General features: G+C 50.0%; 10 protein-coding genes and 1 riboswitch. Of the genes, 6 read left to right on the top strand and 4 right to left on the bottom strand.

Features of this window, described 5'->3' with window-relative positions; genetic code table 11:
- Nucleotides 1-191: 191 nt before the first annotated feature.
- The 4 genes from FCL47_RS12315 to FCL47_RS12330 form a co-directional block, all read right to left on the bottom strand.
- On the bottom strand, nt 192-1,214 hold the full coding sequence (locus FCL47_RS12315) for a hypothetical protein (protein WP_136813807.1): 1,023 nt from the start codon (nt 1,212-1,214) through the stop codon (nt 192-194).
- 524 nt (nt 1,215-1,738) lie between these two features.
- A riboswitch (cyclic di-GMP riboswitch) is annotated at nt 1,739-1,817 on the bottom strand.
- A gap of 1,116 nt (nt 1,818-2,933) precedes the next feature.
- Nucleotides 2,934-3,857: a glutaminase gene (locus FCL47_RS12320; protein WP_136813808.1), complete on the bottom strand. Its 924-nt coding sequence runs from the start codon at nt 3,855-3,857 to the stop codon at nt 2,934-2,936.
- A gap of 135 nt (nt 3,858-3,992) precedes the next feature.
- Nucleotides 3,993-5,180 carry a putative zinc-binding metallopeptidase gene (locus FCL47_RS12325; protein WP_136813809.1) on the bottom strand — a complete coding sequence of 396 codons (1,188 nt, stop codon included), beginning with the start codon at nt 5,178-5,180 and terminating at the stop codon, nt 3,993-3,995.
- Nucleotides 5,181-5,429: 249 nt separating this feature from the next.
- A complete protein-coding gene (locus FCL47_RS12330) occupies nt 5,430-5,705 on the bottom strand; it encodes a hypothetical protein (RefSeq protein WP_136813810.1) in 276 nt (91 codons plus the stop codon).
- A 383-nt stretch (nt 5,706-6,088) separates the two neighbouring features.
- Here FCL47_RS12330 and FCL47_RS12335 point away from each other — a divergent pair, with 383 nt between their 5' ends.
- From FCL47_RS12335 to FCL47_RS12360, 6 genes are all read left to right on the top strand, one after another.
- On the top strand, nt 6,089-6,493 hold the full coding sequence (locus FCL47_RS12335; RefSeq protein WP_136813811.1) for a heme-binding protein: 405 nt from the start codon (nt 6,089-6,091) through the stop codon (nt 6,491-6,493).
- A 165-nt stretch (nt 6,494-6,658) separates the two neighbouring features.
- Entirely contained in the window at nt 6,659-7,114 is a 456-nt protein-coding gene (locus FCL47_RS12340; RefSeq protein WP_136813812.1) for a hypothetical protein, read from the top strand.
- Nucleotides 7,115-7,275: 161 nt separating this feature from the next.
- The gene (locus FCL47_RS12345) at nt 7,276-8,376 is read left to right on the top strand and encodes an efflux RND transporter periplasmic adaptor subunit (protein ID WP_136813813.1); all 1,101 of its coding nucleotides are present in this window, start codon (nt 7,276-7,278) and stop codon (nt 8,374-8,376) included.
- The gene (locus FCL47_RS12350) at nt 8,373-11,486 is read left to right on the top strand and encodes an efflux RND transporter permease subunit (RefSeq protein ID WP_136813814.1); all 3,114 of its coding nucleotides are present in this window, start codon (nt 8,373-8,375) and stop codon (nt 11,484-11,486) included. The genes FCL47_RS12345 and FCL47_RS12350 overlap by 4 nt, the downstream gene beginning before the upstream one ends.
- 787 nt (nt 11,487-12,273) lie before the next feature.
- The gene (locus FCL47_RS12355) at nt 12,274-15,894 is read left to right on the top strand and encodes a hypothetical protein (RefSeq protein WP_136813815.1); all 3,621 of its coding nucleotides are present in this window, start codon (nt 12,274-12,276) and stop codon (nt 15,892-15,894) included.
- A gap of 101 nt (nt 15,895-15,995) precedes the next feature.
- Nucleotides 15,996-18,989, top strand: coding sequence for a pentapeptide repeat-containing protein (locus tag FCL47_RS12360; protein ID WP_136813816.1), 2,994 nt, complete (start codon nt 15,996-15,998; stop codon nt 18,987-18,989).
- The last annotated feature ends 49 nt before the right edge of the window (nt 18,990-19,038 follow it).

Here is a 19,038-nt window from a genome sequence, read left to right on the forward strand (position 1 = left end):
TAATTCTATTTAATTGGTTCTTCATGCTTAAGTGACTGGAAACAAATAGCAAAATGATAATTTGCACACATTCAGAGAATAGCATCTGAATTGGCAGTAAATGAAAAATGATAAAATCAAGGAGACCAGAATAGCAATTTGCTCGTTTTTTTATAAAAGGAACGGTTAGTGAACAGAGTTGGAATATATCCTCAGTGCTGTCTAATATGTTGCTTTACAATCGAATTCAGCAACGTAACCCTTGATACCAGTGAATTGTATCTTGTGTTCTGCGTCACAGCTATATAATCAAAATCAAAGGCAAAGAATGCCTCGATCTGGCGTTCGGCTGACCAACTCTCATCCAGGCTGTCTTTATACAGAACCGGTCTGAACAATTCCTCAAGCCTGCTTAGACTAATTTTTTTGGGTGGTTCTTTATTTTCCACTTCATTCCCCAGCTCATTTGCAAAATATTGCTCCGCCAAAAGTGGATTCGGCAGTCCGGTATTACTATCAAAGGCCATCCATTGATGCTGTGTCGCAAGTCCTGGTAGCATCCAGACTGGTTGTGGCGGATCAATTCCTGCTGCAGAAGGCTCAACCATTTCCCATTGACGAGCCGCGGCCAAAGCTTTGTGATAGCATAGAGGATATTGGGGATGGGCCTGTAACAGAGACCTTAAAAGTTTGCTGGCGTCGCCCCATCCCTGAAAACACCCGCCAAGACCGCCGTCCTTGCCGATGAAGACCAGTATTTCAGGTCTTCTTAGCCTTACCGCTCCGGCAAGAAGAACAAGCAACCTTGTTTCCCACCACGCCTGCCCATCTTCAAGATCTATGATAACAACTTTGCATGCCGTTGCCTGTCTGAGCGCGTCAAGGATTTGGGTCGTACTGCTATCAGTTACTGCCTGGCCAGAAACACCGATATTTGGGGGTACCGTGAGGCTGGCTACCGCACCCGACGAAACCTTCGAGAAATCGAACTTTACGCCTCTGTATTCGACCACACCACCACGATCGATAATGGCATCGACCAATGAAAGTAAAATTGGCAACAAACTCAACAGTAGAATGCCGAGGAGCACAGTCGTTTCAGACTCCTTGCCGGGCCATCCGGTGAGCGCTCGCAACATGGAAAAGACAAGCAACAGCCCAACGAGTATAAAAGGTGTAGCAACAATCCTCATTTGTGAACTAAATGGCCAAAGTCTGCTATCTGAATTTTGCATACTCAACTCCTCAGCCGTTCTTAGACACTACTATCGGTGTCTATAGCAATTGTATTTTGTTTCAACGTAAATGTTTCAGTTGCCTTATTCAGCAAGTCAATGAATAGACATACGAAACGCTATCATCCACCGACATCTATCCGTTCAAGGCAACTCAATTACGGCATTTACAGATATTTCCACTCCTATACTAATTAAGCCTAGGGATAAACAACGCCTCATAATTCCAAAAGCCGCGCCGACGATAGCATAAATCATCGTAATTACATTACGTTCGTCGGACTCCTCTGATAAGCAGACTTTGTCAAAGGCAAGTGTCCAATAATCTCTGCAGCGCTTCTATAAAAGAAAGCTCCTTGATCTCTTCACCGCAGGCAAAAAATAAACAACCAATAGTTCTCTGATCAACAATCGTTACTCAACTGCGAGGAAAATATATAGTTCCATAGCTAAATAGGCTATTATTTTTGTATCTTTAGAGCCGCAACTACCGAATAGCGAAAAAAAACCGAACTACCTTTTTCCAAGGCAGCTCGGCTATCTTTTTTATGAAGATCCGTAGCTTTCCATCACTACCTCACGGCAGGTTTGGCTCCATCTCGAATCAATATAGATGAACTTTAAGTTAAATGGACCTTATGGATAGTCTGACCAAAAGTCAAGACTACAGCGTAACATTCCAGTGTTTTTTCACCTTTACTTTTGCAAGATTGATCGGCCTTCTTTCTTAGAATACAGGATGATTCCATCATCGTCAGACCATCAATCCTGTTGAACATTGACCATCCTTTGTCCGCATAATTCTCTGAAGATCTACCACCAATCAAAGAGAGGAATTGTGATAATGAAAGTATGCCAAGGCTTAAAGCCTATCCACATCCTCAAAGATTACTATTAGCCGGCTATCGGAAATCCATCCTTCTTTTTTGACACTGCGCAATCAGAATATTACCAATCTATTTTTTCTTCTAAAGTAATCAATTGAGGTCTGAAAGAGTCCACGAGAGGCTGCCGACAGAGTAAATCTCAGGTGGTTTTCCAGGTGGTTTCTAGTGTATTAAAATGCTAATTAGTGCCCTGTAACTAGCTGAAATCTCATGGGGAGTGCGCTACAAATGGGCCTCTCACGCCTTTTCCGAAAAACCCTTGCTAATATGCGACTGACTTAAATCAACCATGTATTCCAAAATTAATGCTAATGTTCAGCCACAGACCCAGAAAAAGCCTTTGAACACCTTTTCACCCAATCGAAGAAACTCAAATGTACCTATATATTTGGAATTGTGACAGCGCTTCGAATAATGTAACTTAGTGACTGGATGGCAGGTGCGATTTATAAATGCATTTAGATTTAACTGTGAAGGGAGGCATCTGCAACGCTCCAGGAACAAATAGAGATAGCTATAACATAAAGGGTGTATCAAGGGGTATATTAAAAAATATCGAACTCAATCACCCCAACAAACTAACTGTAATTTAATGAAAAATAAAATGAGTTCCGCTCCCGCTCTAGCACCAGAGATTTATCCAAAGACTTCCACCAAAGTCTTTTAAACCCGCAGCTGGCAACAGTTTGCGGGTTTTTTCTTGTCTTTTTTGTCTATTGACATCCATTAACCTCCAGCAAAATCCGCTGCAAAAAGGGCACTTTGCCGTAGATTTATTGCATACAGCCAAAATGTAGACTGGGTCCGACTACGTTTTTCGCCTGCCAACCCTTCAAAATATTGATGATTGAGATTTTGTGGTTACTGACTCAAGCAGCTTCATGCCTTTATATGAATTTCCTTTCTTATTTAATTTAGGGCTCCAAACAGCAACACTGAATTTCCCGGGATGAATTGCGACTATACCGCCTCCGACACCACTCTTTCCAGGCAAACCTGTTCTGAAGGCAAATTCACCAGCTTCGTCATAAAAACCACACATTTGCATGATCGAATTAATTCGTTTCGTCTGCCTGGGGCTGACAATCATTTCATTTACGACGGGACTCACTCCGCCTGCGGCTAAGAACAAAAAGGTTTGAGCTAATTCCTTGCATGTCATTTCAATCGAACATAAATGAAAATACATATCTAAAACTAATTCTATCTCGTTATGAATATTACCAAAATCTTTCATTAAATTGACAAGAGCATAATTCCTGTAGCCACATTTTTTTTCGGACTCGGCCATCCTTGGATTATAGCCAATACTCGATATACCGGTACTTGCTCTGATGAATTCCAATAGTCTGAATTTCGGATTGTCCAAACAGTCAACCAAGATATCACAAACAACAATCGCTCCGGCATTGATGAGTGGATTGCGCGGAATACCTTTTTCATATTCCAGTTGTACCAATGAGTTAAAGGCTGACCCAGACGGTTCAACGCCCACTCGATCCCATACTGTATCTCCCACTATTTTTAATGCCAATGTCAGAGACAATACTTTTGAGATACTTTGAATAGAAAATTTTTCATTAGAATCACCAAAATAAAAGTGGCTGTTGTCAATGGTCACAAGGTGGATCCCCATTTTTCTGGAATCCACATTCCGCAATTCCGGGATATACGTGGCGACCTCACCGGGATCATCGATGTCCCGGAGTTCAGCGGCCACCTCATCCAGCATTTTTTGATAATCGATATTCGCCATGGCCTTTTGCTGTTCCACTTGAACAATAGATTTTTTCCAATTGAGTCTCACTTTACCACCCGCTGGATGCCCCAGGTACCCTCAAGCATGACGCGTTTGCATATGGCTTTTGGCTATGGGCTATGGGATATTGGCTCAAATTTCGGTTGCTTGGTCTTGCGTTTCTACCTCCAGTTCAGGTAACTGATTTAACCTATTATGAATGGCATGGTGAATAAATGACAACTTTCTGCGGACCGATTGTGTTAAGACAAATGGATAGGCATCTTCCAAACCCATGCTGCGATTCAATGAATTGAGGATCACGGAGAAATCCATCCAGGTATCCAGAATATTGGCAATCGGTGTCTGCACAGAAAAATAGTATTGGTCTTGGGGTAATTCCAATTCGCCGACATCTTCATTATCAACTGCGCTGCCAGAAGTTGATCCGGTGAGGGAAAAATTTTGTGCCGTCTCTAACGTGTCGATGACGTGCATGTAATGCGCCCAGGTCTCCGCCCAATCTTCATAGGGATGCATGGTGGCATATTCACTAATAAACGTTTTATGCCAATCTGCTGGCGCACCTTTCGCGTAATGTTGATCCATCGCTTCTTGATAATCCAATGCATCGTCACCAAAATATTGTTTGCATAACGCGTGTTTTTCCGGTGAGTTGGCAATTAATTGGTCAAAATAATAATGGCCCAGTTCATGGCGAAAATGCCCAAGCAAAGTACGATACCGTTCGCCCATGGCCATTTTGGCATGAGAACGGGCGACGTCGTCGGCTTCAGCCAGGTTAATGGTTATGTGACCACAGTCGTGACCAGTAAACACCGCTTCATGATGTGTTAATTTGCTGACAAAGTGGTCATTCACGTTACGGTCGGTAATAAAATCAAAACTTAATCCGCTTTCTGGGTCTTGACTAATAGTACGTAACGGTACGGGTAATGCGTTTAGGGTATACAGAGCGCGGCGCTTGGCCGTTTCCATTTTTTTCCACAACGGAATGTGCTCAACAATGGTTAAATCCGGAATGGTTTCATTAAAACGACAAGCAAAACACAACACCTCAGCTGCATCGGCGTCAGGCACAAAGGTGTTTAAATTAACCATGCCATTACAGGCTTTGAATTGAGCATTGTTATCACATTTTTGATAGCGAATTTCAGGGTGTGCTGCTTTAAAAAATTGCCCGCTTCCTTCATCTAACTCATAAGGCTCCACTTGGTTAAATTTGTCATCAAGCCCAACAGTTCTGTCACAAGCAATACAATGGCTGCTTTCAAAAAATAGAGTCGGGTGATCTTTGCAATTACATTGAAATGTTTTCATATATATATTGGATTCGTATAAGTGGAAGATGGAGAAACAGTCTGGGCAGAAAAATCCCGATGCCGCATAAAAAAATTATCATACATTACAGTATGTAATCAGGGTTGGGCAAAAAAGTGGAGCTTTGCATGTTTATTACAAAAGGGGTCACCATTGCAGGCAGGCTTCTTAAAAGCTAGCCTGTTGCGACGAAGACAGACTGGCGCTGCACCATAAAGAGGAATTTTCCGTTAATGGCCAACGGTGCAATCAACTTTCTTCCTCCAATCTGTTCAACTCGTTTTCATAAGAACTGATAAGTTCGCCCACACTATCGTTGAAGCTGTGTTGTTTATCAAGGAGATCTTCAATCTTTTCGGCGATTTTTTTCTGCTTCAACTCATCTTCGATTTCCAGGTAGAAGCCGGTAAGCTTTTCGATATTTGAGATCGAATAGTGCTGCATTTCCTTGATCTGCGAAAGAATATCTCTGGATCTTTCAAGTGGCGTTTTCTCGACAGGTTCGACAGGGGTGTTTTCAGACATATCAGATCTCCTTCTTGTCGTTTTGTGTTGAAAGGCTCAATGCATATCAGCGGTAAACATCTTCATCAAGCACTTGATGTCCATCTGGAGCACCATGAAACAGAACTGCATGCGATTCTTATCACCAGGAATTACCCATAAGCGTATCAAAAAGTTTGTCCTATAAAAGGATAGGCATCCCACGTTGCTTATGCCAATAAAAAACGGAAATAAATCAGGTCTGCTTGTTGAGCAATAATGGAGACCATATCAAAAAGAAGTGGACCAGGAAAATCAAACAAGCCTTAAGGTGGAAAATACGTTTGACAACAACAATTCCTCATTGATGCTCGATATTTTTAAAAATTAACTGTCTGTGCTTTTTCCGATAGCTTTTTCCCTCCATGACTGCTCCGGTCAGCCAACAGCGTGCACAGGTAAAGTGGGCCGTCAGTTTCATGATGCCGGCTGCCAATACCATGGAAACGCTGCCGACTGACGATGAGCCGAACATCACCTTACGGCAGGCTCCTGTGCGCCGGGTGGCAGCCGTTCGGTATACCGGTTTCTGGCGTGAGGAAAAGTATCTGCTCCACAACGAAAAACAGGGAAAACAGATCAAAGATAACCGCTTTAACGTTACCGGTGACCGGTCTGGGCACGCTACAATTAACCCTTTACAGCGAAAGCGATTACTTATCACCCATCGTCGACTCTCATTCTGCGAACCTGATGGTTTGTGGCTATCCCTGAGTTGTCCCCCCTTCCCCGACTGTTTTTTACATAAATTTATCGCTATTCTAAGGTGAGGCTCAAACGATCCCTGTGCCGAGGCGCCATTTCTCCAGGATTTGCTATTCAGACTTTTCGTATTTATTGTGGCTGTAATGCACTATCTCTATATCACACTTTCACACAGGCGTATCAGGGAGAGTGGATGAGATAGCTGACCACTGTGGATACGCAGTCGAAAGATGCCATCACACCTTCACTTTCGCGCCTTGCCGGCCGTCATTCTCTGCACCATATTTAAGGCAGGATGCAGTGTGCATATCATAAACAGGGACCCTGCACTTCTTCTTGCGCCTCCCGCCCGCTATAGTGAAACATCTGCGACCGGGAATTCGCCCGATGCGCTTTGGTGGGCGCTCTTTCATGATAATAACCTGGATGCCTTGATGGACACTCCGCCGGACGACCAGTACAGGGTTGCTGCGGGGACTCAGTTCATCGATGCCGGCGCCCCGCCATTTATCAGCGTTCCAGCTGGTCTGGTGTTCGGGAGACCTGATATTCGTGCCCTGTGGAATGAGCAGGTTACTGCCGATGCAGAAATCGACCAAGCAATACCCGCGCGTTCTCAGAAAATTATTTTGCGTGGTTCTCTGTTCGATGAGGGCGGGGGCAATCCCGACGGGATGACCGGTTAGCGCCCTGTTCTTGATGCACTGAAGGGTCTGAGGCGCCTGGAGCATATTATTATCCGGCAGGAGCGTGTACTGCCGGGCTATCGCTTTTGCCTGCATCGCGCCTAAGACGGCAGTCTGCCGCCGTTTTCTCCGAAAGGCTACATTTATGAGGAGTATTTCAAATGAGAACTATCGCTCAGCACTTTCAAAGCACCCTCTTGCTGTTCGCTTGCTGGTTTCCCGCCTTGTCGCTGTTGCAAGCGGAGGCCGCCCAGCCGGTACCGGTGATACTCCAAAAAGTGGAGACCATCAGTTTTACTGATCGGGTCGAGGCAATCGGTACCCTGCGGGCCAGGGAAACGGTGGAGATCACCGCCACGGTGACGGACACCATCACCGCGATCCATTTTGACGACGGGCAACGCGTCCAGCAAGGGGATATTCTCATTGAAATGACCAGTGCAGAAGAGCACGCTCTCCTTGAAGAGGAGATGTCGACTCAACAGGAAGCACGAAAGCAACTCGAGCGTTTACAACCACTGGTTAAGCGTGGTGCTGTTGCAAAAGCCGTTCTGGATGAACAACAGCGTAAACTGGAAACCGCCCAGGCCAGGCTGCGGGGCATAGAATCCCGGCTACGGGACCGCTTGATCCTGGCCCCTTTTTCAGGGGTGGTTGGGCTGCGCAACATCAGTGCTGGAGCGCTTATCGAACCGGGGGACCGTATTACTACCCTGGATGATGACAGCACTATGAAACTGGATTTCACCATACCAGCGGTTCACCTTGCTGCTCTTCGTGAGGGTCTGGCCATTGAGGCAAAATCGCCTGCCTATGGTGATCGGGTCTTTCTGGGTCAGATTGACAGCATGGACAGCCGGATTGATCCGGCGACCAGGGCAATTGTGCTCAGGGCAGTCCTGAAAAATGATGGGCGGCTGTTGAAACCCGGGCTGCTTATGACGGTGACCTTACTCAAAAACCCACGAGATGAGCTGGTCATCCCGGAAGGGGCCTTGATCCCGTCCGGCAACAGCAACTATGTTCTGGTGGTACAACCTGATGTCCCCTCCCCCGTGGCCGAGAAGCGCCCGGTGCAAATTGGTGCACGCCGACCCGGGGAGGTCGAAATAGTTGCTGGTCTTACGGCCGGTGAACATGTGATTATCCATGGAACCCTGAAGGTCAGACCGGGTCGACCGGTCTCCATTATCGCCATCGCAGAAGGTGGTGAAACCCTTGCAGAACTTCTGAAGAAAAACGAGGGGGACAAGGGCAAATGATACTTTCCGATATTTCGGTTAAACGGCCGGTTTTTGCTTCGGTGCTCTCTCTGCTGCTGGTGGTTTTTGGTCTGGTGGCCTTTAAGGACCTGCCCCTCAGGGAATATCCCGATATTGATCCGCCTGTCGTCAGCGTGGAAACCCTCTATCCCGGCGCCTCGGCCAATGTTGTCGAAACCCAGATTACCCAGCTCATTGAGGAGCGGATCGCCGGCGTCGAGGGGATCCGCTCCATTAGCTCGCAGAGTGAAGATGGCCGGTCTGCGGTGACCATCGAATTCAGCACCGGTCGCGATATCGATGGGGCCGCCAACGATATCCGGGACCGGATATCGACAATTGTCGATGATCTCCCTGTGGAGGCCGATCCTCCTGAAATTGAAAAGGTTGACTCTAACGATGATGTCATCATGTGGTTGAATCTGACCAGTGACCGGCTCAGTGTACCGCAGTTGACCGACTATGCAGACCGCTACCTGGTTGACCGCTTCTCCGTGCTTGACGGAGTGTCGCGGGTCCGAATCGGCGGCGGCCAGGATTTTGCCATGCGCATCTGGCTAAAAGGCAACGAGATGGCGGCCAGAAATATTACCGTCAGCGATGTTGAAAGCGCCCTGCGCAGTGAAAATGTTGAACTGCCCGCCGGTTCCATTGAATCGGTAACGCGCAGCCTGACGGTGCGGGTGGGCCGTACTTTTCACACGGCAGAGGATTTTCAGCGTCTGGCGATAAAACGGGGCGAAGACGGCTATGTCATTCGGCTGCAGGACATTGCCCGGGTGGAACGGGGGACCGTTGAGAACCGCACCTTTTTCCGGGGTAATGGCGAGTCGATGGTGGGGCTGGGAATCATCAAGCAGTCAAAGGCAAATACCATTGACGTGGCCCGGAGTTCCAAGGCAGAGATGGTCAGGCTGAATCAGAATCTTCCGGAAGGCATGGAAATTAAGCAGAGTTTTGATACTTCAGTGTTTATTGAAGAGGCCATTAAGGAAGTCTACAAGACCCTGCTGATTGCCATCGGTCTGGTAATTCTGGTGATTTTCCTCTTTTTAGGAGATGTCCGGGCGACCATTGTACCGGCTATCACGGTGCCGGTTTCGGTGGTGGCGACCTTTATTGCGCTTAAGGTTTTTGGCTTTTCGGTGAACCTGTTGACCTTACTGGCCCTGGTTCTGGCCATCGGCCTGGTGGTGGATGACGGTATTGTGGTCTTGGAAAACATCCATCGCCGCATCAAGGAAAACAATGAATCGCCGCTGGTTGCTGCCTATCTGGGTACCCGTCAGGTTGGTTTTGCCGTTGTCGCCACCACCCTGGTGCTGATTTCGGTCTTTGTGCCGATCGCCTTTCTGCAGGGTGATGTTGGCCGCCTCTTCTCCGAATTTGCCCTGACCATGACCGCAGCGGTCAGTTTTTCCAGTGTGGTTGCATTGAGCCTCTCGCCAATGCTGGCATCTTTGCTGCTCAAACAAAAGCGTTCCCCCGGGATATCCCCAGCCCGAATCGACCGCTTTTATCGCGGGATACGCAAACTCTATCGGCGTACACTGCTGGCCACCCTGAGACGACCCGTGCTCGTGGCAGCATTGTTTTTCGGGCTGTGCGGCGGTATCTTCTGGCTGTTTGAGAAAATCCCCGGCGAATATGCCCCAAAGGAAGACCGGGGAGCATTCTTTGTTCTGGTCAATGGCCCTGAGGGGGCAACCTTCTCCTACATGCAGGAGTATATGGATGAGATTGAACGGCGGCTGCTTCCTTTTGTCGAGAGCGGTGAAGCACAGCGGCTGCTGGTGAGGACCCCGCGCTCCACTTCAAATTTTGCCAACTTCAACAGCGGGATAGTGATCTTTACCTTAAGCAGCTGGAGCGAGCGCCGTTCCGCCTGGGCCATTATGGATGAGGTGCGGGCCCTGCTGACTGACCTGCCAGGCGTTCTCGCCTTTCCCGTGATGCGTCAGGGGTTTGGCGGCGCAATTCAGAAACCCGTACAGTTTGTCATCGGTGGCGGCACCTATCTGGAGCTTGCCGCATGGCGCGATACGCTCCTGACAAAGATTGACGAAAAAAACCCCGGTCTTACCGGCATTGACTGGGATTATAAGGAAACAAAACCCCAGCTGCAGGTCAATATCGACTATACCCGCGCGGCAGAACTGGGGGTAACCATCGGCAGTATCGGCAGAACGCTGGAGACCATGCTCGGCTCGCGCCGAGTGACCACCTTTTTGGAGGAAGGTGAGGAATATGATGTCATTCTCGAAGGTGAGCGTGACAGCCAGCGGAGTCCCGTCGATCTCCAGGCTATATATGTGCGTTCCGGGAGAACAGCTGAGCTGGTTCCCCTGGGCAATCTTGTCACCTTTGAGGAATTTGCTGATTCCAGCACCTTGAATCGGTACAACCGGGTACGGGCCATAACCCTGCAGGCCAATCTTGCCGATAACCTGGTGTTAGGGGATGCGCTCGACTATCTTGAAAATCTGGTCCGCGAGCATCTGCCGGAGCAGGCAATTATCGATTATAAAGGTATTTCCCGAGACTATAAGAGTTCATCGCAATCGATTCTTTTTGTCTTTCTGCTCGGTATACTGGTGGTTTTCCTGGTGCTGGCCGCCCAGTTCGAAAGCTATATCCACCCTCTGGTCATCATGCTAACCGTGCCCCTGGCCATGGCTGGCGGACTGCTGGGACTCTATCTTGCCGGCAGTACCTTGAACCTCTACAGCCAGATAGGGCTGGTCATGCTCATCGGGCTCGCTGCCAAAAACGGTATTCTGATTGTTGAATTTATCAACCAGCAGCGCGCGGCAGGGAGGTCTTTTTTCAGGGCCATACTCTATGCCTCAGAGGTACGACTGAGACCCATCATGATGACCGGAATAACTACTGCCGCCGGCACGGTTCCCTTGATTCTCTCCTCCGGAGCAGGGGCCGAAACACGGATGGTGATTGGTGTCGTGGTACTGGCCGGAGTCTTGTCCGCGACCATCTTCACCCTCTACGTAGTGCCGGTGGCTTACAGTTTTATTGCAAGAAATACCGGTACCCCAGGCGCCCGCAGTCGGCAGCTCGAACGGGAACAGCATCTCCTGACGGCGGGGAAGTGATGGCGGAACTGGCTTTTTCTCATACGCCCGTATGCATGCCTCCGCATCCAGAATACTGCCCAAACCCCTTTGTTGAGGAGGTTGATTGTTTTTGTATCCATTCTCTTTCATTGGGTGAGTATCTGCCGGAGAATTCATTTTGTGATTTTTCCTTGACATTATTGTCTTCAAAATTAACTTCATTTTATGGTTTTGAGATATCAATCGATATGACTAAAAGGTTCAATTTTTTACTTATCCCCATAACCTGACCCTTATCCCTGGTGTCCCAAACCAGGCACCGTCACGAGGAGTAATGGCGAAACTAATCGGGTGTGTGATCTGAGCGATTTCGACGTAAATCCAACAGGCACATTGTTGTAAGCTTCGGCCATGGTGTTGACACCAAAAGGAAATATATACCCACCCTGTCTCGGTTGTTAAGGGATTCCAGTAACAATAAAGCAATATTGAATGATCCCTCCTGATTTCGTGGCAGAATTCCATTGGCGCCAATGCTTGTTCCATCGTATTGCAGGCTGGCTATTGTAAGAACTGTTTCCCCCCGCTTTCCTCTGAGCCATTCAAACGACATCGGTTCATGCTTTCCGATACCGGCTCTCTTCAAGACACCGTGCTCCTCACAACGACGTACGTACCGGGCCGGCATGATCGGTTTGCAACGAAATTTCCGGCTCCACTCTTTCCGACAAGAGATAGAGCTCTTGTTGGTTCTTTTTCGACGTAGGTGCATCCGGCTCATCGGCCAACCATTCTACGGAAGAAACTGTGACATGGAGGTGATTTCATGAAGACTACACAAAAGCCAATAAGCATACCTTCTTCGGGAAAAAAAATAAAACCACCAACCAAATCAGCAAAGATGCAGCGTGCTCCCAGGTCTCGAAATACTATAGACCTTCTGCACGATCCCCGTCCTTCTGCCAAAGCAAAGGCGAAAGTCAACCTGCTGATGGAAGCCATGCAGGCCGGTGTCTCCCGGCGTGATGTTCTGAAAGCAGGGGCAATAGCCGGAAGCCTGGCAGTCTTACCGGCAAATCTGCTTGCCAGTGGACGAGACAAGAAGCGACATCCGGCCCGCCCCCCTCGGTCTACCCGGTCTACCGAGACACGTACATTTTTATTCGACTTTTCATGGTGCGATACCAGCAACCACGATGTTGTCCTTGCCGCAGGCAAAAATTATCACCTCCTGTCTCGAACCTCACCGGGCAAACTCAGACGATTGCGCAGACAGCATCCGGTTTTAATCCAGGTTCCCGATTCACGGGCTACCCATCATGTCGTTCTCGATATGCCCGCTGATGCGATTCAAATCTGTTATCTGCAGCGTTTTGAGCGCAGCCCAAATCGTCGTTCGGCCTCTCATAAAAAAAATGATGACAATGGATTCGAGGCAAGAGATGAACATAGCAGCCATAACATCAGTCCCCGCTTCAGGCATTGTCCTAATGATGGGAGTTGGTCCATGCTCGGCATGTTCATGCATCATCCGATATCCGCACTGATCGCCGCCGCCGAAAAGGAGGCCAGTCTCTTGGGCTCATTCGAATTTCCCAAGGTGCCGGATAAGTGGAAAAGGCTCGGCCTGACAGGTCAGGATATAGCCGTACTCGGCGACCCGCTGGGTCTCGATACCTTCAAGGACAACAACGATACAGCTGCCGCGATGATCACCGGCCACCCGGAAATGTTGTGTTTTGACCCAGACCAGAGCAAATATATTCATGACACCATCACCTCGCAGAACACCGGCGATCTTGCCGACGCCCTCACCTTCCAGGGTCCACCCACGCCGCAGGAGAACTGGGCGGGCTGCGGCACACCTCTTCAGGCGAACGCGACTGGGTGGGCGACCCTCGTCCCGGTATGCAATGAGGATGGAACCCAGGCCACAAACAGTCAGACGCAGGCCCTGCAATATATTCCGGTCTATTCGGATCAGACCAACAGCAGTCTCAACAGCGACGGCATTCAACCTTCACTGGCTTCGGCGAAACAGGATACCACCCTTGGCGCGAACAACAACGCAAACCCCGATCCGACCCCGGGCTTGATCTGGCGTACCGAAGACGGCGTGACAACATCGGCCCAGGACGCCACCTCACTGGGGGTAAACACGGGGCTCAGTTACACCACCAAGGATTTTTCACCGGGCCATGGATATTCCGTGGAAATTACCGATGTCAACGACAACCCGACGCAGCCGACGGTCGCCGCGGTGATTTCAATCAGGGTGAAAAACTGGTTCATCCGTTATCTGGGCCTGTATGTTCGATATCTTCGCAGTGACGGGTCAGCTATTCCACTCTCTGAACTTATTGGCACCGACCTTTCCTCAGACGTTATCGACCAGTATTTTCAATTCAACAGCTGCTGCTCTGACTTCAATTCGGACCCCGATTTGTTTCTCGATCTGTTGTCACCGGAATTCGAGCTCTATGGCATGCCGCTCAGTGAAACGAACAACACCTACAATATCCCCGTCCCCTATCAAGCCACCAGCGTCGTGTTTCTCGCCAGCGGGATGGGTGCGTCAAACAGCAGCTCGAATCCCTTCAAGGAATCTGTGGCCCTTGGAGCAACGATGACCGGCGTGGTCTCTTTGGGCTTGACCATGTTCTTTCTTGCCCTGGACGCAGCACAGGGGCTCGCCCCATTTATCAGCGGCCTGGAGGACAGCGATACTATTTTCACCCTGTTGCCGCTCATTATCGATGAGTTTGAGGAAATTATAGAAGCAGTTGCCTTTAACGATCCGTCGGCCTTTATCGGTCTTGGTGTCGATATTGGTAATGTCCTGCTGACTTCCGGTTCTAAAGCACTGGTGACGTATGTAGCGAAAAATATAGCCGAAGGCGAGACAGAAGCGGATGTACTTGACGCCATTCCGGTCTTTGGGATGATGTATTCTGCCATTTGTGCCATCGGCACCCTTGCGCAACTTGCCCAAAGCGCGACCGACGTTCTGGTTTCACCATCGACCTACGCCTATGAAATCACCCTGACCCATGATATCCCTGTCACGGTGAGGCCGAATCTTACCGACGACCCCAATGGCTGGCCTGCCACGGCGACCCATTTTGAAGTGCTGGCTCACTTTGACGGCGGCACGCCGACAACTGTAGCGGCGGAAGTGCCATCGACGACAACCACCGAGCCGATCACGGTTACCCTGGAATCGGTACCGCTCGGCGGCACTGTTATCCTCAGTGTCGGGGTCTATTCCAGTACCGATTTTCTGGTCGGCAGAGCCATTGTCGGTCCTAATGATAATTATGAGAACGTAAGCTTTGATATAACCTTTCAGGAGTTGTTGGTGCCGCTCGAGGCCTCGACTGTCTATAGTCACAAGGAAGTCATCGAGCTGGATGCGGCAGGTGACCACATCTGGGTGGCAACAACGACCCCGCCGGAGCAGAAGGCAAGCGGCTGCAATCCTTCCCAGGGGCAGCTCTGCAGTCTGGACGGCGTTACCGTCAACACCTCGGCCGGGGCGGTTGGTCAGACTTTTCAGTCCTACAACGATGCTGTGGTGGAGTGTGCGAATCACACATCGAAGATCAATGGATACCAATTCTCCAATATCTCGTCGACCGAAAACCCTGAATCGGGATACTTCTTCAACGGGTGCACCTTCACCAGATCGCCGCGGCTGGTTTACGACCTGCTGAATAACAAGAACTACAATTTTTATCTGGATACTACCTCGAGCGGCCCCAACTATCAGGGGGTCATTCGTCAGGTTCGTCTGGATCCGAACAATAATCCAGGTTTCGACGAACCCGACTCGAACCTGGCCTGGGGCAAGCTGCAGCATCCTTCCGACGCCCTCTTACTGCATCCGGCTGGCCAGATCATCAGTATCGCCAATACCCAAAACAAATTTGAGGTTGTCGATCTGCCCGCTGCCGCGATGTCGGATGCCGACGCACCCTTCAGCAATACCTACTCTGCCAAAGGGTTGCGGCCCGGTTTACTCGATGGTCCGGTGTTGGCTGCGCTCGATCCGGATGGCACGATCCTGGTTATCGAGGCCGGAAATAAGCGTATCCAGGCCTTTGATCTGCACGGCAATGCGGCGCCTATCTTTCCGAACGGGACCTACTTCGTGCCGCTCAAAGTGCAGTCTGTTGTGAAGTATCTGGATTTCTCCGTGGAATTCAAGGGGTATATGTTTGTGCTATCAATTGTCAACGATTCAGGCAGCGATGTCTTCACTCTTGATATTTATCAGCCGACCGGAGAATGGCTGGCTGCCACCACCGGCTTCAATGCTGCTCGAATTGCGGTGAACTACTGGCGTGACATATACGCCCAGAACTCGCAGGTACTTTTGTTACCCAACGGAAGTCTGCCGGCAAGGACCGAACCGTCGATCAGTCACTGGATCCCGAGTACCCCGTAAAGTTCTTACCGCGAACGACAACGGTGGTTGCTTGAGCCCGGGTGATCATTCCCGGATCAAGCAGGCAGAAGAAGTACCTGATTATATGGGGGAGGAAAGAAATGATTAAGCGAATTGCCATAATATTTTTCAGTATAACGGGTCTGCCTCTATTGGCCCTCGGCAAGTCTGTCCCTACTCCGGCCGTGACAGTTATCGACAGTCCCTGGGTATACGAAGAAGAATTTCTCACTCATCCAACCCTGCATGCCCGAAACAACCAGACGGTGATCCTCAACCTGGAGAGTTCGGTGCAAAAGGGCAGAAAAAACCTGGAGGAAAGGGCGTTCCGCGGGGAATCGAAGGACAGGGCCGATCGTGGTAAGAGAAATATTGTCAAGGGGAACAAATCTTCGCATAAGGATAGAGGAAAATCGCACCAAAAAAAGGATTCTCTTATTAAAAATTCGGTGCGCTTTCTCGTCGAAGAAGAACAGAGGTACAGTTTCTGTATACCGGACGAAGAGCCGTACATCGTCCGGATCAAATTAACCGGCAGCTCCCGTAACACAATGCTGAATACCCGTAAAGGTTCGGCCTGTAAGGCAGTACTGCTTGAGCCAGGTCGGTATGCACTCGACATTTATCATGACGGCAGTCGTGTCGGTGCAGGCAAGAAGGCCTTCCTGCACCGTCCGGCGCGGCAACGGCACCTGCGCAGCCAGAGCCCGGTAGGCACCACACATGGCGGGACCCTGCAGGAGCAACTTACCTACCCCAACTTTTTTGCTCTGTCTGCAGGTACCAATTCCATAGGAAAAATGTATCTCCATTCCGATACCAACACCGATCCCCCGAAGCTGGCTCTGTCAGCCAGCAGCAATGGGGTGATCGACAAGTTTGTTTTGAGTTTTTACAACGCTACTACAGATTTTCAACAATTCCAAAACAGCCGGCCTCTGGCTCCCTGGCTCCCTCAATCCGAATGGGATAGCGGTTTTGCACCGGTTACGATCACTCCCTTTGTGAACAGTACTTTCCAATATGCACCTTATACGATGAGCCTTCACGCCCAATACTGCCCCACGAAGGTCGACAACAGCACCTTTTTCTGTACCGTTGGCTTTATCCTCAACGACGCAGGTGACGGGACCTATACGATGTGGGCTGACACAGATGTTGACAATTTATTCCCCTGGGTTGAGGCGCAGCCGGGAGGCCCCGATAATCATGTTCCCGTTGTTGTCTCAAGTGTCAGTGGGAACGTAGACGACCCCAATGCCCTCAACTGGGATTTCACCTTCATTGGTTACGCCGACGCTTCGACAATGCCGCCATTGCAGGAGGGCGAATTTGCCATCTATAGCCAGTGCGATTTCAAAGGCACAGCCTTCGTCTTTGATAGTGATGTGGATTTCAGCGAGTTCAGTACCATGACCCAGGCGGCAATAACTCCGCCTTCCAGCATTAAAACGATCAAGCTCGGGCCGTCGACTTTTCTGCAGATGTTCAAAAACGGGCAGAGTGTCGCCAATATCGGAGCGGATGTCAGTTGTGCCTCCGAGCCCATTGTCGCCGATCAGACCAACGTATTCATCGATGTGTTGAAGTTCATCGCAGCGACGAACTCCTGTATTAACTGCAATCTTGCCGGAGTTGACTTCAGCGGAGACGATTTCAGCGGGGCTGATTTCGGCGATGGCACCAAGGGGGTCGATTTCTCCGGGGCCATACTGACCGGGGCCAACCTGGCAAACGCCAACTTCTCCAATACCAATCTGACCGATGCAGACCTGGATACGATCACCGGAACGACTGTCAGTTCTATGTCCGGCGCCAGCTTCACCGGTGCAAGCCTTGACTGCACCTCCTTCAAGGGAAGTGATCTCACCGGTGCCGGTTTCGGCAACAACACCTTCATGGCCGATCAGAGGTGCTATGTGGATCTCAGCGGTGCGACGTTTGACTTCGCCACCTTCGACAAGACCGTCTGGCGGTATCTGGATCTTTCCAGCTCGACTGCCGAAAATGTCCCCGATGTCATATCCACGGCGGCTGAGCCGCTCGATCTCTCGGGTGCAGTCCTCACCAATGTGAAATGGTTGAAGGGGAAAACCCTCGATTATGTCAATCTCGGGTGCAACCGGAGTGATGCCCAGACGACGACGGTTTGCCCGGCCTCCAGCGGCACAGAGGTCTGCACAACGCTGCAGGGTGCAGAGCTGACCGGGGCAAGTCTGATAAAGGCCTGTCTGAGCGGTGCCTCGATGGAAGGCGTGGATCTGGCGTTCAGCAATCTTGACGGCACCGATTTGAGCAACGCAGTGCTGGAGGCCAATACCGGTGGGACAGGCTCCGGCAGGGTCGGAACCCTGGAAGGGGCATTCATGCGCGATGTCGACATGTCCGGGGCAAACTTGACCGGCGTAAACGCCAGCAACGTCAATTTTTACAGTTCCTCGTCGACACCAACCGCCATCGCCAACGAGATAACCGCGCCGGGAGCCGATTTTTCCGGCGCCTATATGGCCGGAGCCGATTTCAGTGGCTCAACGTCCAACCTGCAGAGTACCAACTGGTCGGGAGCCATGCTGATCAACGCCAATTTTTCCCAGGCCGACCTGTCGGTCAACACCTCGGGCGGCGTCAATAGCGGCACGAACAGCACCTTCAAGGGAGCCTACCTGCAGGGGGCAATCTTCGATGAGGCGAACATCAGCGATGTCGATTTCACAAGCACCTACTGGGATGCCCAGGGTAGCGGCGGAAAGTTCAATTTCCTGATCCCCAGGCAAAACCTGGGTTTCACCGGCTATTGGAAGGGCCCGGATGTGCCTGAATGCCCTGCCCCCGAGCTGAAATATCCGGACAGCATATTGCCTCCGTCGGCTACCAATGAAGACAATACCTGCCCGGATGGCGGGACCGGTCCCTGCGATACGGTTTGGGATCAGCCCAGGGACGATATCAGCGATGCATTCTTTCAGTCGTCAACAACTGGTTTCCCCCAGGTTGGTGGGTTGAATCCTGCCGATCAGTGCGGTGGTACAAGCAATCCTGCAGACTTCTGCTGGAATGTTACGAATAATCCCGTGCAGTGTCCCGAGAACCAATAACCGCGGGTACCTTACCCAGGGAGAGTTTTATGCATCCATAACTCGTTGA

Source organism: Desulfopila sp. IMCC35006, from assembly GCF_005116645.1.
GTDB lineage: Bacteria > Desulfobacterota > Desulfobulbia > Desulfobulbales > Desulfocapsaceae > Desulforhopalus_A.

Coding starts and splice junctions, on each gene's coding strand:
- FCL47_RS12315 (WP_136813807.1), bottom strand. CDS start 1,214: ATGCAAAATTCAGATAGCAGACTTTGGCCATTTAGTTCACAAATGAGG.
- FCL47_RS12320 (WP_136813808.1), bottom strand. CDS start 3,857: ATGGCGAATATCGATTATCAAAAAATGCTGGATGAGGTGGCCGCTGAA.
- FCL47_RS12325 (WP_136813809.1), bottom strand. CDS start 5,180: ATGAAAACATTTCAATGTAATTGCAAAGATCACCCGACTCTATTTTTT.
- FCL47_RS12330 (WP_136813810.1), bottom strand. CDS start 5,705: ATGTCTGAAAACACCCCTGTCGAACCTGTCGAGAAAACGCCACTTGAA.
- FCL47_RS12335 (WP_136813811.1), top strand. CDS start 6,089: ATGACTGCTCCGGTCAGCCAACAGCGTGCACAGGTAAAGTGGGCCGTC.
- FCL47_RS12340 (WP_136813812.1), top strand. CDS start 6,659: ATGCCATCACACCTTCACTTTCGCGCCTTGCCGGCCGTCATTCTCTGC.
- FCL47_RS12345 (WP_136813813.1), top strand. CDS start 7,276: ATGAGAACTATCGCTCAGCACTTTCAAAGCACCCTCTTGCTGTTCGCT.
- FCL47_RS12350 (WP_136813814.1), top strand. CDS start 8,373: ATGATACTTTCCGATATTTCGGTTAAACGGCCGGTTTTTGCTTCGGTG.
- FCL47_RS12355 (WP_136813815.1), top strand. CDS start 12,274: ATGAAGACTACACAAAAGCCAATAAGCATACCTTCTTCGGGAAAAAAA.
- FCL47_RS12360 (WP_136813816.1), top strand. CDS start 15,996: ATGATTAAGCGAATTGCCATAATATTTTTCAGTATAACGGGTCTGCCT.